General features: G+C 70.2%; 13 protein-coding genes. 10 read left to right on the plus strand and 3 right to left on the minus strand.

Annotation, left to right across the window (positions count from 1 at the left end; genetic code table 11):
- On the minus strand, window positions 1-667 hold a 667-nt coding region (locus tag KBX08_RS27980), incomplete at its 3' end, for a phosphatase PAP2 family protein (RefSeq protein WP_247670189.1).
- 233 nt (window positions 668-900) lie between these two features.
- On the opposite strand from KBX08_RS27980, the gene KBX08_RS27985 reads away from it, so the two are divergent.
- On the plus strand, window positions 901-1,407 hold the full coding sequence (locus KBX08_RS27985; protein WP_210786315.1) for a winged helix-turn-helix domain-containing protein: 507 nt from the start codon (window positions 901-903) through the stop codon (window positions 1,405-1,407).
- Between the two features lie 73 nt (window positions 1,408-1,480).
- Here KBX08_RS27985 and KBX08_RS27990 read toward each other — a convergent pair whose 3' ends face one another.
- Window positions 1,481-5,905: a S8 family serine peptidase gene (locus tag KBX08_RS27990; protein ID WP_210786316.1), complete on the minus strand. Its 4,425-nt coding sequence runs from the start codon at window positions 5,903-5,905 to the stop codon at window positions 1,481-1,483.
- A gap of 240 nt (window positions 5,906-6,145) precedes the next feature.
- Here KBX08_RS27990 and KBX08_RS27995 point away from each other — a divergent pair, with 240 nt between their 5' ends.
- Both KBX08_RS27995 and KBX08_RS28000 read left to right on the plus strand, forming a co-directional pair.
- On the plus strand, window positions 6,146-6,670 hold the full coding sequence (locus tag KBX08_RS27995) for a winged helix-turn-helix domain-containing protein (protein ID WP_238690093.1): 525 nt from the start codon (window positions 6,146-6,148) through the stop codon (window positions 6,668-6,670).
- Between the two features lie 92 nt (window positions 6,671-6,762).
- A complete protein-coding gene (locus KBX08_RS28000; RefSeq protein WP_210786317.1) occupies window positions 6,763-7,269 on the plus strand; it encodes a VOC family protein in 507 nt (168 codons plus the stop codon).
- A 70-nt stretch (window positions 7,270-7,339) separates the two neighbouring features.
- Here KBX08_RS28000 and KBX08_RS28005 read toward each other — a convergent pair whose 3' ends face one another.
- Window positions 7,340-8,230, minus strand: a complete 891-nt coding sequence (locus KBX08_RS28005; RefSeq protein ID WP_210786318.1) for a diiron oxygenase — start codon at window positions 8,228-8,230, stop codon at window positions 7,340-7,342.
- 48 nt (window positions 8,231-8,278) lie between these two features.
- Between KBX08_RS28005 and KBX08_RS28010 the strand changes: the two genes are divergently transcribed.
- The 7 genes from KBX08_RS28010 to KBX08_RS28040 all read left to right on the plus strand — a co-directional run bounded on the left by KBX08_RS28010 (window position 8,279) and on the right by KBX08_RS28040 (window position 14,832).
- Window positions 8,279-9,007 carry a TetR family transcriptional regulator gene (locus KBX08_RS28010; protein ID WP_210786319.1) on the plus strand — a complete coding sequence of 243 codons (729 nt, stop codon included), beginning with the start codon at window positions 8,279-8,281 and terminating at the stop codon, window positions 9,005-9,007.
- Window positions 9,004-9,303 (plus strand): DUF4873 domain-containing protein, encoded by a 300-nt coding sequence (locus KBX08_RS28015; protein WP_210786320.1) that lies wholly within the window; start codon window positions 9,004-9,006, stop codon window positions 9,301-9,303. Before KBX08_RS28010 ends, KBX08_RS28015 begins: the two co-directional genes overlap by 4 nt.
- Window positions 9,304-10,797, plus strand: a complete 1,494-nt coding sequence (locus KBX08_RS28020; protein ID WP_210786321.1) for an NAD(P)/FAD-dependent oxidoreductase — start codon at window positions 9,304-9,306, stop codon at window positions 10,795-10,797.
- Window positions 10,787-11,659: an SDR family oxidoreductase gene (locus KBX08_RS28025; protein ID WP_210786322.1), complete on the plus strand. Its 873-nt coding sequence runs from the start codon at window positions 10,787-10,789 to the stop codon at window positions 11,657-11,659. The genes KBX08_RS28020 and KBX08_RS28025 overlap by 11 nt, the downstream gene beginning before the upstream one ends.
- Window positions 11,656-12,516: an alpha/beta fold hydrolase gene (locus KBX08_RS28030; protein ID WP_210786323.1), complete on the plus strand. Its 861-nt coding sequence runs from the start codon at window positions 11,656-11,658 to the stop codon at window positions 12,514-12,516. The genes KBX08_RS28025 and KBX08_RS28030 overlap by 4 nt, the downstream gene beginning before the upstream one ends.
- A 41-nt stretch (window positions 12,517-12,557) precedes the next feature.
- On the plus strand, window positions 12,558-13,178 hold the full coding sequence (locus KBX08_RS28035; protein ID WP_210786324.1) for a TetR family transcriptional regulator: 621 nt from the start codon (window positions 12,558-12,560) through the stop codon (window positions 13,176-13,178).
- A gap of 73 nt (window positions 13,179-13,251) precedes the next feature.
- Complete coding sequence (locus tag KBX08_RS28040; protein ID WP_210786325.1) at window positions 13,252-14,832, plus strand: MDR family MFS transporter; 1,581 nt, start codon at window positions 13,252-13,254, stop codon at window positions 14,830-14,832.
- Window positions 14,833-15,027 lie beyond the last annotated feature (195 nt).

The raw sequence follows: 15,027 nt of genomic DNA on the forward strand, positions 1-15,027 counted from the left end.
CGCCACCGAGCACGTCGCTGAACCGGTGCCAGCCCGCGATCATCGTGGCGGCGGCGATCACCGAGACACCCGCCGCGCCCGGCGCCGCCAGCCAGCGCCGGGCCCACCCGGGCAGGACCAGCATGAACGCCAGCAGCAGGGCGGTCGCCGCCGCGACATGGCCGCTGGGGAAGCTGTTGTGGGTGGTGGAGCTCAGGATCTGGAGATCCGGGCGGGGCAGCTCCGACTTCACAGCGCCGGCCAGCAGCACGGCGCAGACGACAATGCCCACACCGACCACCCCCGCCACCAGCCGCCGGCGGAGCACACCCACCAGCAGCACCACACCGAGCAGGGCCGCGATGAGGCTCGGGCTGCCGAAGGTGGCCAGCACGGTCTTGGCCGGGCCCACCAGCACGGTCTGCTGCTCGTACCCTCCGCCCCGCTCGGCGCGCGGCAGGAGCACACCGTCCAGCCACTGCCCGGGGTACGTCCGGACGAAGACGGCGGCGGTGAGGGTCAGGGCAACCAGACCGGACAGCGCCGCCACGAGCAGTCGAAGCCCCAGCGGCACCGCCGCGCGGGCGTGGGGCAGCGGTCGCGCCGGACCGGGCGTCGACCGCCCGACGGAGTACAACGATCCGATGGACATGGCGACCATGCTCGCCCCGAAAGGTCCGTACCCCATGCTCGGATTGTCTTGGTTCTGTCACAACCACCCACACCGCTTCCGGAAAAGCGGATCGTCGGCGGTGGGCCGGGTGGACCTGGACGGCGCGGCGGGATTCACATGCTTACATGCAACGATGTTTTACCCAGCCGAGATCAGCCACCACTAGGGTCAGGACGCCGATCGATGTTTCGGTCGGCGGTGCGAAAAATCCATCCGGAGTGAGTTGGGGAACCGGAAGGTGTTGGCAAATGCAGGGAATTCCAGTGGCCAGCCTGGTCATCGGCATCGCATCCTCGCCGGCCGAGCGGCGACATCTGGCCCGACTGCTCGGCGGCAGTGACGCCTTTCTGATCGTCTCGACAGTCGAGCAGGCACGAGGGTTCCTCGGGGTGGTCGAGGCGCCTGCCGCCCCGGCTCCCCCGACCGCTGTGGCGCTCGCCGAGGTGGCGCCGAGCCCACAGCCACCGCCACCGGATCTGGCCGTCGACTCCGACCGCCGGGTGCTGCGCTGGCGCGACCAGGAGATCGACCTGACCCGGCTGGAGCACGACGTCCTACTCTGCCTGGTGCACGCGCCCGGTCAGGTCTGGACCTACGAACGCCTGCACCTCGAGGTCTGGGGCAACCGGCACCTCGGCCGGGGCTCCGACATGCACTCGGTGATCCGCCGGGTGCGCGGCAAGCTCGCCAGTCTCAACGCCACGGCGACGATCCACTCGGTACGCGGCGTCGGCTTCCGGCTCGCCCCCGTCTGATCACCCCGGGCGCGGTCCGGCCCGCCTGGTCGGGGACCAGGCGGGCCGGACTTCCTCGGCTAGTGCTCGGGCGTCAGCACTTGATGGGCGCCAACCCGAAGTTCTCCACCGTCGGAGTGGCGGTGTCGATCCTGGTCTGACGGGTCTGCGGCTTCCAGCCGTCCTTGGCCACGATCATCGTGAGCGGGTTGTTGCGGCGGTCCACCCAGTAGGCGTACTTGCCCTCGGCGTCGGTGGCGAAGGTGTACGACGCCGCCCACGAGTCGACCTGCACTACCGCGCCGGTGAGCGGCGAGGTCGCACCCTGGCAGCTGGTGCCGGTGACCGTACCCATGAGCTTGCCCCAGGTCTTCGGGGGGTTCGCGGTCATGGTCACCGCGACCGGCGCCACCGAGTACGGGGTGTTCTCGGAGATCGCGACCGCGCCGGAGTAGGTGCCCGGCTGGTCCACGTTCGCCGTCAGACCGACGGTGACAGTGACCTTCGCACCCGGCGCGAGGGTGACCGCCGACTTGTCGATGGTCATCCAGCTGACGTCGGCCGCCGACTCGGAGCATCCCTCGAAGCCCGGGAGCACCTCGCTGTCCGGAGCCGCGTTGAAGCTGCCGGACGAGCCGCCGATCTTGTAGAAGCCGCACGCCGCGCCGCCGCGGTACCGCGCGGTGTTGGAGTTGGGCAGGTTGGACCACGAACCGGCGGCCGGGTCGAAGGCGAAGCCGGCGTTGCTGATGGCCCCACCCTGCGAGCCACCGACAACCAGGAGCTTGCCGCTGGCGACGGCGTACGAGCTGGCCCAGTTGTCGGCCGGTGCGTCGGCGATGGCGGTCCAGGTGTTGGCGCCCGGGTCGAAGGCGTAGCTGGACTTCTGCGCGGCGGAACCGTCGTTGCCGCCGGTGCAGTAGAGGACGCCGTCGATCCCGCCGCAGGAGGCGAAGGCCACCGACTTCGGGTAGTTGGCCATCGTCTCCCACTTGTCACCGGTCGGGTCGTACCGGACGACGCTGTTCGACATCGGCAGACAGGCCGCCGTCGTGCAGCCACCGACGGCGTACAGCTTGCCGTCGACGACGGCCTGACCGGCCGCGGCCCGCGGTGCCGGGTTGTCGGCCAGTTCCGTCCAGGTGTTGGCCCCCGGGTCGTAGGACCAGGTGGCGGAGTCCGGGCCGGCGTCGCCCCAGCCACCGCTGACAATGATCTTGCCGTTCACCACGCCCGCGGTCACCGCGTTACGCGCGCCGGGAAGGTCGGCGATCGCCGTCCAGGTCTGTGCGGCCGGGTCGTAGGCGTAGTTCTTGGTGGTGGATGCCTCACCGTCGCCACCACCGAGCGAATACACCTTGCCGTCCAGGTTCACCACCCGGTTGTCCATGATCGTGGCCGGGTAGTTGGCGATGTCGGTCCACGGCGCCGCCTGCGGGCCGACCGCCGCGGCAGCCGCCTTGGCCTCCTTGCCGGACGCCTTGGCGGCGAACGACGTCGGTACGGTGAGCCGCTGCTCCGGCGCGCCGCTGGACCCGAGCACCTGCTGGCGGGTGACCTTTGAGCCGTCCGCCCGCAGGAGTTCGAACCCGTTGTCCCGCTCACCGAACTTGACCTCGACCGGCGCGCCGCCGGTGTTGGTCACCGTGAACGACTTGCTGGTCTTGCCGTTGGGCATCTGGAGCGTCGCGCTCAACTGCGTCGGCGTCACCGCCAGTCGACCGGCCGCGAGCTGGAAGTTCGCGGTGGTCGCCCAGTCGGCCTCGACGTCGACAGGCTTGGTCTGGCTGACGTAGTTGCCGGCGGTCGCCGTGAACGGGTGCTCGCCGGTGAGCGACGAGTAGATCCAGTAGAAGCCGTCGGCCAGCCCCGGGTCGTCCGGGGTCGCCACGGTGACGGCCTTCTCGGCGGGCCGGTCCTTGCTGGTGACTGTCGCGCCGTTGACGTAGCTGTCGTCGTTCTTGTCGCGGACGTTGCCGACGACCAGACCGCCGTCGACCGGCACGCAGGTGACCTGGCTGCCGATCAGGACGTTGTCGACCTCCCACCACCACTCGTACGAGGCGTCGTAGTAGTGGAACCGAACCTGCACCTGCGCCTGGCCGGCCGCCTGCGGGATCGGAATCTCGGTCAGCTTCGGTCCCCGGACGTCGGTCTCCTGCCGCAGCACGTTGGTCCAGGTGGCGCCGCCGTCGATGCTCAGGTCCACGTCGGCGGTGTCGTCGTTGAGCTGGTTGAAGTCCTGGTTGAACCGGATGACCGGAGCCGTGACGCTGGTCAGGTCGACCACCGGGCTGACCAGGGAGGTGTCCTGGCTAGTGCCGGCACCGTAGTTGTCGCTGTCGATCATCGCGAAGTTGCCGGTGCCGCCGGTCAGGTTGCCCCGGTCGCCGTCGTCGGTGAACTTCCAGACCTGACCGCTGCCCGCGTCGTCCACGACGGTCCAGCCGGCCGGCGTGGTCGTGGCGTCGAAGGTCTCGTACTCACCGTCGGAGCCGGTCGCGTATCCGGGCGCGGTGGTGCAGACGCTGCTGTCCACCGGCACGGCGACGTTGGCGGTGGCGTTGCCCGAGCCGACCACGACGTCCTTGGTGACGGTCTGGTAGCCCGGGTACTGCGGCTCGTACTTCAGGGTGTACGTCTGCCCGGCCGGCAGCTTGATGCTGTAGCGGCCGTTTGACGGGGTGGTGTAGTCGTAGACGCCGGACACGCCGGTCACTGTCACCTTCGCGTACAACGGCCAACCGTGGCCGGAGCCGTCGGTGACCGCTCCGGTGACGTTGACACTCGGCACCGCCGTGAGGGCGACGTTGAGCGTCGTGGTGGCGCCCTTGGCGACAGTTGCCGTCTTGGTGGTGCTGGCGTAGCCGAACGCCGCGACGGCGACCTGGTAGTCGCCGGTGGGGAGCTGGGTGGAGAACGTGCCGTCGGCACCGGTGGTCAGCTCACGCTCGGAGGCGCCGGTGAGCGTCAGTGTCGCGCCGGCGATCGGGGCGCCGGAGGTCGCGTCGGTGACAGTGCCGGCCAGCGTGCCGACGTCGCCGGTCGGGGCGGCGTTGAGCAGCGCGAGGGCGTCGAGTCGGCCTTCGCCGTAGACGTTGTTGTCGGCGGCGGTGCCGCCACACTGGTCGTCGGCCTTGTCGATCGCGGCGCCGTTGAGCAGCGCGCGGGTCGCGTTGACGTCGCCGACCAGCGACGGCGCGGCCGAGTACAGCAGCGCGATCGCGCCCGCGAGGTGCGGTGAGGCCATCGAGGTGCCGCTGATGCTGCCGTAGGCGCTGCCCGGGATGCTCGACCGGACGTTCACGCCCGGCGCCGAGATGTTGGGCTTGATCTCGCCGTTCTGACCGGCGCCGCGGGAGGAGAAGCCGGCGACGTTGTTGTTGCTGTCGTACGCGCCGGTCGAGTAGTTGCTGACGAGGCTGCCCGGCGAGCCACTGGTCTGGCAAGCAGGCCCGCTGTTGCCGTTGGACCAGGCGCCGAAGATCCCGGACGCGGCCCAGGCGTTCGTCACGTCCTCCATGAACGGCTCGTTGGACGGGTCCCGGGTGCCCCACGAGTTGTTGATGATGTTCGGTCGCTTGCTCGCGTCCGCGTTCTGACCGTTGAGGTCCAGCGGTTCGAGCATCCACTGACCGGATTCGACCAGAGCGGCGTCACTGGGGCAGCAACCGTTCGCCGCGATCCACTTGACCCCGGGGGCGACACCGATCTGGTTCGCGCCGTCGGAGCCGGCCATGGTGCCCATCGTGTGCGTACCGTGGCCGTCGCCGTCGCAGGGGGCGGTGGCGCAGGCCCCGGTCGCGTTGGCGGCGTTGAACCAGTTGTAGTTGTGGTCGAACGTCCCGTCGCCGTTGTTGCCCCGGTAGGAGTTCACCAGCGCCGGGTGGTTGAACTGCACCCCGGTGTCGATGTTCGCGACGGTGATGCCCTCGCCCTTGACGCCGTACTGGGACCAGACGTCGTCGGCGTTGATGTTGGCGATGCCCCACTCCAGGGCGTTCACGGTCTTCTCGTCGGTGCCCTTGGTCGTCTCCGGCACCTTGTACGCGACCGGCGCGTAGAGGCCCTCGACCTCCGAGTGCCCGGCGAACTTCTGGGCCATCGCCAGCGAACCGCTGTTCACCTTGATGGCGTTGGTGGCCCAGAAGGTCTGGTATTTGGTGCCCGAGCTGTCGAGGTCGGCCCGGATCTTGCCCTGGCTCGCTGCGGCGGTCTTGCGCAGCGCGTCCGCCACCGCCGTGCCACGCTTCGACCAGTCCTTGATGGCGCTGGCCTTGCTCAGGTCGGCCCGGTCCTTGAACCGGATCCAGAAGTCCCCTTCACTCTTGGCCTGGAGTTGCTTGGCGAGCTCCGGTCGGATCTTGTCCCCGGTCTGGGCGCCCGCCCCCATCGCACCGCCCGGCGCGGCCTGCGCGCCCGAGCTGATCGTCGCCAAGCATGTCGCGGCGAGGATCGTCGCCGCGCCGGCGCTCACCAGTGATCTGGCCGCGCGCCGCCATTGTGGACGTCTGAACATCGGTGCTGCCTCCCTCAGAACGACCCAGGGTGTAATGGGCCATGGTGGACCTCCCCCATGCACCGCGCGGGTCACGCCGGTTGCCCGAGTGGACACTATGATCGAGAAGAACGGACGATCAAGAACTTGCCGTGAGCAACTTGTCGCTAAGAGTTGCCCTGGCTGGCGGCACGCTTGCCAATCATTGTCAGAACCGTGACGAGAGCTGGGCAGGGATGCCCATCGATCCCGGGTGGTGCGGTGGCCGAGGACGAGGCAACGGTGAACAGGGGTGATCCGGCCGACGAGCCGTTCCCACTGCTGATCGCGGTGACCCCGTCGCCGGCCGAGCGCATCCGGCTCGCGGAGCTTCTCGACGGCATCGCACCGCTGCTGCTGGTCGCCGACCTCGACGAGCTGCGCCGGCTGATCGCCGCCCCGCAGCAGGCAGCCGCCCTGTCCGAACCGACGCCGGTCGCCGCCCTGGTGATCGACTCGGCCCGCTCCAGCGCCCGCTGCGGGGAACGTGAGGTCGACCTCACCCGCCTGGAACACGACCTGCTGACCTGCCTGATCACCGAGCCGGCCCGGGTCTGGAGCTACGCCGAGCTGCACCGGTCGGTCTGGGGTGACGAGGGGCGCGAACGCAAGGCGGACGTGCAGTCGCTGGTCAAGCGGCTGCGCCGCAAGCTGCACGGCCTGGGCACCGGGGCCACCATCGATGTCGTCCGCGGTGTGGGGCTACGGCTGACCGATCACCAGCAGGCGCGGGTCGAACGGGCCTGACAGCGACGTCGCATGAACTGATCTCGCCCGGGGTACGCCAGGAAGATCAGCATCAACACAGGCGACGAAGAGCGCTGGTAAGGAGAGTCAGGATGCCATTCCCCAATCCCGCGACCGTGTCCATCGGGCTGAAGAAGGCCGCGCACGTCGGGATCGCGGTGAGTGACCTCGACCGCTCGGTCGCGTTCTACCAGGCCCTGCTCGGCGCGGAACCGGTCGTTCGGGACGAACGCATGCACGGCGCCGGTTTCGCGCAGTCACAGGGGTTGCCGACGACGAAGCTGCGGTACGCCACGTTCAACCTCGACAACCTCGGGATCGACCTGATCCAGTTCCAGGAGCCGGTCGGCGACACCGCCCAGGTGGCGGCCAACCGGCCCGGCTCGATGCACCTGTGCTTCCACGTGGACGACGTGCGCGCGGTCTACGGCCGGATGAGCGAGGCCGGGTTCGAGTTCCTCGGACAGCCGTACACGTTCGCGTCCGGCGAGGTGGAGCCGCCGGCGGCGGTCGGCACCGCTGTCGCCTACTTCAACGACCCGGACGGGACGAACCTGGAGATCATCGCGCCGAAGGGTGGCTTCGCCCGCAGCGAGTGAGCCACACGGACGGTGTGGGGTCCGGCCGGGGACGGCCGGCCCCATGCCGCTCACGCCAGGGGGACAACGGTCAGATCAGCCCGGCCCGGGCCCACAGCAGACGCCCCGGCCCAGCCACCAGGCCAACGCCCGCCAGGTGGTCGTGCACCCGCGCCGCGGACCAGCGCAGGGTGGCACGCCAGTGCGGGTTGGCGCGGGCAGCGGCCCGACCGACCGCCGGCGGAATGCCCACCGCCGCGTACACGCCGGGATGGACCAGGCGGTTGGCGATCGTGTAGGCGGCGCGACCGACCAACAGTCGGGCGTACGCCATGCCCACCGGACCGGTGGCCGCGACCGCGGCGGCCAGTTCCTCGCGGGCGAACCGGACGTGTCGCGCCTCCTCCACCACGTGGATGCGGGAGACCATCCGGATGAGCGGCTGGAGCGACTCGTCCGCCATGATCTCGCGCTGGAACGCGTCGAGGATCTCCTCCGCGATGAGGATCGCGGCGTACATCCGGGGGCCGCTGGCGGTGGCCTTGAGAAAGCGCCCGAGGTGGTGGTCCACGGTGCTCGCGCGATAGACCGGACAACCCGTCGCCTCGATCAGCCGGCCGAACATGATGGAGTGCCGGCACTCGTCCGCGACCTCGGTCAACGCGTACTGTGCCTGCCGGCTGGTCGGGTCGGCACGGTAGTACCCCCGGATCAGCATCTGCATGAGGATCGTCTCGAACCACAGCCCGGCGCTGGCCGCGCTGGCAACCTCGTGCTTGGTCAGCTCGACGCGCTGCTCCTCGCTGAGCTGCTCCCACAGTGGCGTGCCGTAGAGGCTGCTGCGCTGTGGCGGGAGCCAGTAGGCGCCGGTGGTGTGCGGGGCGTCCCAGTCGATCTCGACGGTGGGGTCGTAGCTGGCCCGCAGCGAGGACGTTAGTAGGCGCTCGGCGACTGCCGCACGCCTGGTTTCCGCCGCCTCCATGGCTCCTCCGTATTGACGTGACGACCAGTAACTGTTACGAGTAGTAGCATGCAATCGCCGCTCACCGATGTCAATGCGCCCGACCCGCCGGCCACGCCCTCCGACGCCAGCCCGAAGGCGAAGGGCAACGGCCGCCGAGACCGCTGGGCAGACCATCGTGAGCAACGACGGCAGCAGTTGGTCGGCGCCGCGGTGCAGGCCCTGCTGCGGCACGGGCCGACTGTCGACATGGAACAGGTGGCCGCCGCCGCGGGTGTCAGCAAACCGGTTCTGTACCGCTACTTCGCCGACAAGTCGCAGCTCTGGGTCGCGGTCAGCGAGGTGGTGGCGGCCCGGGTGGTCGACGCCATCGCGCCCGCCGTCGAACAGGTCCGCGAGGAACGTGGCCTGGTCGAAGCGACGATCGACGCCTACCTGGGCGTGATCGAGTCGGAGCCGAGGCTCTACCGGTTCCTGATGCACCAGTCCGGCGACCCCGGCATCCACCAGGTGATCGCCGGCACCAGCCGGCAGGTGGCCGCCGGGCTCGCCCGGGTGATCGGCGACCGGCTACGCACGCTGGGCCTGGACGCCGGTCCCGCCGAGCCCTGGGCGTACGGCCTGGTGGGTTTCGTGCAGGCGGTCGGCGACTGGTGGACCACGCACGGCCAGCCGATCAGTCGAGCCGCCCTCACCGACTACCTGACCGCCCTGCTGTGGAGCGGCATCGAGGGGGTGCGGGCCAGCGCCGACCTGCCGCACGAGCTGACGCGCGCCCACGAGCGGATCGTGCCGTGAGGTACCACGGCCCGGCGGGTGTCGAGGGCAGCGCGGTCCGGGTGCACCTCAGCGGGCGGTGGGAGCCGGTCGACGGCCGCTTCCACTGGGGCGGACGGATCGAGCCCGAGCCACGGGTGGCCCACCTGCTGCGCTCCGGCCGACGCGACGTCGAGTTGCGCATCGCCGACCGCGTCCGGGCGGCCCGACTGGCCGAGGTCGATCCGTGGGGCGGCGTACGAATCACCGGCGTGGGCGATCCGCCCTGGCCGCCAGTGGCCGACCCGACTCGCACGCCCGAGCTGACGGAGGAGTGAATGGAGACAGACGTTGCCATCATCGGCGCCGGCTTCGGTGGCCTGGGCGCCGCCATCCGCCTACAGCGGGCCGGCTTCACCGACTTTCTCGTCTTCGACCGGGGTGAGGACGTCGGCGGCACCTGGCGTGACAACAGCTACCCGGGCTGCGCCTGCGATGTCCCGTCGCACCTCTACTCGTTCTCCTTCGCCCCCAATCCCGAATGGTCGAACACGTTCTCCGGCCAGCCGGAGATCTGGGACTACCTGCGCGGCTGTGTCGACCGCTTCGGGCTACGCCCAAGGTTGCGATTGCGCCACGAGGTGCGGGAGGCGAGGTGGGACGACCAGCGCCAACGCTGGCTGTTGCGCACCTCGGGCGGCGACCACAGCGCCCGGGTCCTGATCTGTGCCGCCGGCCCGCTCAGCGACCCGGCCATCCCCGACCTGCCCGGGATCGACGAGTTCGCCGGCACCGTGTTCCACTCCGCCCGTTGGCGGCACGACCACGACCTGACCGGCCGGCGCGTCGCGGTGATCGGCACCGGCGCCTCGGCCATCCAGTTCGTGCCACAGATCCAGCCGACGGTCGAGAAGCTGACGCTCTTCCAGCGCACCCCTGCCTGGATCATGCCGAGGTTGTCGCGCCGGATCAGCGGCGTCGAGCAGGCCGCGTTCCGCACCGTGCCCGGTGCGCAGCGGGCCGCCCGCGCAGGGCTCTATCTGGTACGCGAGAGCATGGGCCTGGGATTCCTGCACCCGGCGGTCAACCGCCTCGCCTCGCGCCTGTCATTGCGTACGCTGCGGCGTCAGGTCCCCGACCCGATCCTGCGGGACAAGCTCACCCCCCGCTACGCGATGGGCTGCAAGCGAGTGCTGATCTCCAACGACTACTGGCCGTCGCTCACCCGGCCGAACGTCGACGTGGTCACCACCGGCATCGCCCGAATCGTGCCGGACGGTCTCGTCACCGACGACGACGTCCACCACCGGGCGGACACGATCATCCTCGGGACCGGCTTCCACGTCACCGACTCCCCCGTCGTCCGACGCATCCACGGTCGGGGCGGGCGCAGTCTGGGTGACGTGTGGACCCCCAGCATGCGCGCGTACCGGGGCACGACCATCGCCGGCTTCCCCAACCTGTTCTTCCTGCTCGGCCCGAACACCGGGCTCGGGCACACGTCGGTGGTGCTGATGATCGAGGCGCAGCTGCATCTGGTGCTCTCGGCCCTGCGTCACATGCGGGCCCGGGGCGTCCAGGCCATCGAGCCCACCGCGCGGGCGCAACGACGCTGGACCGAGCGGGTCGACCAGAAGATGACCGGCACCGTATGGCAGACGGGCTGTTCGAGCTGGTATCTCGACGCCACCGGCCGCAACACCACGATCTGGCCGGGCTTCGCCACCAGCTTCCGGGTGCGGCTGCGCCGGTTCCGCCCGGCCGACTACCAGATCGCCTCGACCGGCAGCACCCCCAACGAACCGGAGCGGGAGCACGCCGATGCGGTATGACCTGGCGGGCAAGATCCTGCTCATCACCGGCGCGGCGCGCGGCATCGGGGCGCAGCTGGCCCGCGAGGCCGTCGCCCGCGGGGCCCGGGTCGCCCTCGTCGGCCTGGAGGGCGAGCTGCTCGAGCGGCTCAGCGCCGACCTCGACGCGCACTGGTACGAGTGTGACGTCACCGACCAGGTGGCGTTGGACGCCGCAGTCGCCTCCACTGTGGACCGCTTCGGTGGCATCGACGTGGTAGTGGCCAACGCGGGCATCGCGAACCTCGGCACCGTCGCCGTGGGACCGGTCGACGCGCTGGTCCGTACCGTCGAGGTGAACCTCTGCGGCGCGATCCGCACGGTCAGCGCGGCGCTGCCCCACGTCACCGCCGCCCGCGGCCACGTCCTGGTCGTCTCGTCAGCCGCCGCCTTCACGGCAATGCCCGGCATGGCCGCCTACTGCGCGTCCAAGGCCGGTGTGGAGCAGTTCGCCAACGTGCTGCGCCTGGAGACCCGCCCACGCGGTGTCACCGTCGGCACGGCGCATCCGATCTGGATCGACACCGACCTGGTCCGCGACATCAGTGACGACCTGGCATCCTTCCGCACCACGCTGCGCCGGTTGCCGTGGCCGCTATCCACCGTCGTACCCGTCGAGCAGTCCGTCGAGGCCCTGCTCCACGGCATCGAGCGCCGCAGGCGCAAGGTGTACGTGCCACGGTCGCTCGCCCTGGTACAGGCGTTGCGGCCGGTGATGCTCAGCGGCCTCTCGGACGCGTTGATCACCCGGTTCGGCGGCCAGACCATGGTCGGCCAGATGGAAGACGAGGTACGCCAGCTCGGGCGTTCCTTCGGCAGGACGTCGGTGGGAGAGCGGTCATGAGCATTCATTTCCGACGTGCGGGCAGCGGAGAGCCGCTCGTGCTCATCCACGGCATCGGTCACCGTCATCAGGCGTGGGAGCCGGTGTTCGACCGGCTCACCGCTCACCACGAGGTGATCGCGCTCGACCTGCCCGGCTTCGGGAACTCCCCCGTGCCCGGCACCGGCATGCCCGCCGACATGGCCGCCACAGTGGCCGGGGTACTGCCGGCGTTTACCGAGTGGGGGCTGGAGCGTCCGCACGTCGCCGGCTACAGCCTCGGTGGGGCGATCGCCCTGGAGCTTGCCGCGACCGGGGCGGTCGCCTCGGCCACGGCCTTCGCCCCCGCCGGCTTCTTCACACCGGCGGAGCGCCGCCGGGCGCTGGCCATCCTCCGGATGCTGCGGGCCAACTCGTACCTGCCCACCACGATCATGCGGGTCGCGCTGCGCTCGGCGTACCTACGGGCGTTGTGCTTCGCGCCGCTGATGGCCCGCCCGACGCTGCTGGATGTCGAGCGCGCGCTGGGCGACGCGCTCGCCCTGCGCCGCGGGGCAGGCTTCAACGCGGTGGCCCGAGCCGCCCGCGACTATCGCTTCGACTGCCTCCGGTTGTCCGACGCGACGGTGCCGGTGACCATCGGCTGGGGGGACTGCGACCGGATCTTCGGCGTCCACCAGGCCGAGCGCGCCCGCGCGGGCCTGCCGGCGGCACGGGTGGTGACGCTGCCGCGTTGCGGGCACGTCCCGATGAGCGACGACCCGGACCTGGTCGCCGCGCTCATCCTGGAGACCACCGGCGCCGCACCCCGCACCGAGCGACCGGATCCGTCGGTCTCCGCCCGGGTCACGAGTCAGGAAGATCACTTCACACTCTAAAAACTTGCAGGCTGTGCAAGTTCACTTCTAATCTCGCCGGCGTGACCGACACCGACCACGCCGCGCCCGGACGTCGCGACCGCAAGAAGGCGCAGACGCGGGCCGCGCTGACCGCCGCCGCGTTGCGGCTGGTCGCCGAACGCGGCCTGGAGCACGTCACGGTGGAGGAGATCAGCGAGGCCGCTGACGTGTCCTCGCGGACCTTCTTCAACTACTTCACCTGTAAGGACGAGGCCCTCACCGACGATCCGGCACTCGACGGCAACCCGGTCGTGGCGCGACTGGCAGCCGCCCCGGCGCAGGTGTCGGCGTTGCAGGCAGTGCGGGCCGCCCTCGACGAGTCGGTCGACTCGATCCAGGCCGACCGGGAGTTGTGGCGGCTGCGACTGACTGTCATCGCCCAGAACCCCGCGCTGCTGCCTCGGCTGGTGGCCGGCAACAGCGCGACCGAACAGGCCATGGTCGCGGTCGTCGCCACCCGCCTCGGCGTCGGCCCCGACCACGGCCACCCGCCGCTGGTCGTCGCTGTCGCCGGTGCCGCCTTCCGCACCGCCCTGCTGCGCTGGGCCGCCGGCGACGACGCCCGGCCCCTGCACGACTTCGTCGACGAGGCGTTCGCCGCGATCGCCGCCGGCCTGCCCGATCCGCCGTCCCCCTCCTGACCCGCCAATCCGTGCCCCGCCACATCAGCTCCGGGGCCAGCCACTGGGCCACAAACCCGACAAGGGAGCGTCAATGACCACCACCGTCCCGCCCGCCGACACCGCCGACGTCGGCACGCGCATGTCGCGTCGGGAGGTTCTGCAGGCCCTCTCCGGCCTGATGGTCGGCATGTTCGTGTCCATCCTCGCCTCCACTGTGGTGGCGAACGCGCTGCCGCGGATCATCGCGGATCTGAACGGCAGCCAGACCGTCTACACGTGGATCGTCACCAGCGAACTGCTCGCCATGACGGCGACGGTGCCGCTGTGGGGCAAGATGGCCGACCTTTACAGCAAGAAGCTGCTGATCCAGTTGTCGCTGGGACTGTTCGTGGTGGGTTCACTCATCGCGGGCTTCACGCCGAACGTCGAGGTTCTGCTGCTCAGCCGGGTCGTCCAGGGCATCGGCGCCGGCGGCATGACAGCGCTGGCCACGATCGTCATGGCGGCGATGATCCCGCCGCGTGAGCTGGGCCGCTACGCCGGCATCTTCGGCGCGGTCTTCGGTGTGGGCACCATCGCCGGCCCGCTGATCGGCGGCCTGCTCGTCGACACGTCGTGGCTGGGCTGGCGGTGGTGCTTCCTGATCGGCGTCCCGTTCAGCATCGTCTCCATCGCCCTGCTCCAGCGCACCCTGCACCTGCCGGTCGTCCGCCGCAAGGCGAAGATCGACTGGCTGGGCGCCCTGCTCATCACCTCGGGTGTCTCCACGCTGCTGATCTGGTCGTCCCTGGCCGGCAACAAGTTCGACTGGGCCTCCGGCTGGACGGCAGTGATGGTCATCGGCGGGCTGGTTCTGCTGGCGCTGGCCGTGGTCGTCGAGTCGCGGGCGGCGGAGCCGATCGTCCCGCTGAGCATCTTCCGCAACCGCACGGTGTCCCTGGCCACCATCGCCAGCGTGCTGGTCGGTGTCGCGATGTTCGGCGGCACCGTCTTCCTGTCCCAGTACTTCCAGATCTCGCTGGGCAAGTCGCCCACCGTCGCGGGCCTGATGAGCCTGCCGATGATCTTCGGTCTGCTCGTCTCGTCGACGGTGGCCGGTCAGCTCATCACGAAGTACGGCCGGTGGAAGGCGTACCTGGTGGCCGGCGCCGCGGTGATGACCGTCGGGATGCTGCTGCTGGGCACCATCGACGCCAACACCAGCGTCGTCGTGCTGTCGATCTACATGGCCGTACTGGGCGTCGGCGTCGGCATGCTCATGCAGAACCTCGTGCTCGCCGCCCAGAACGACGTACCGGCCCACGAACTCGGTGCCACCACCTCCGTGCTGACGTTCTTCCGCAGCATGGGCGGCGCGATCGGAGTCAGCGCCCTCGGCGCGGTCCTGGCAAGTCGGGTGACCTCGCTGACGACCGACCGGCTCGGCCCGGCGGCGACCGCCGACGGTGGCTCCGCCGAGGTGCCCGACCTGTCCACCCTGCCCGAGCCGGTGCTGCGCATCGTGCAGGACGTGTACGGCATCGCCACCGCGGACCTCTTCCTGGTCGGCGCGCCGATCGCGCTGATCGCGCTGATCGTCGTGCTGTTCATCAAGGAGAAGCCGCTGCACACCCTCAGCGGGGACGAACGACGCGCCCAGGAGGAGGCGGCCGCACAGACCGCGGTCCACTGAGCCGTACGCCAGCAGAGCGGGGGCGGGCCGGTTGGCCCGCCCCCGGTTCCGCGTTTCTCGGTAATGACATGGCGTGAACCCACAGCCACGTAACGTGAGATCGAGCCGGTCAACGGCTGACGCCAGACGTGCGCCGAGCCGCCACTGCGGCGGCGCCCCTCGGCCAACTGCCGGGTCGGACAGCTCGGCAACGTC

The sequence above is a fragment of the Micromonospora sp. H61 genome (genome assembly GCF_018070325.1).
Classification (GTDB): Bacteria; Actinomycetota; Actinomycetes; order Mycobacteriales; family Micromonosporaceae; genus Micromonospora; species Micromonospora salmantinae.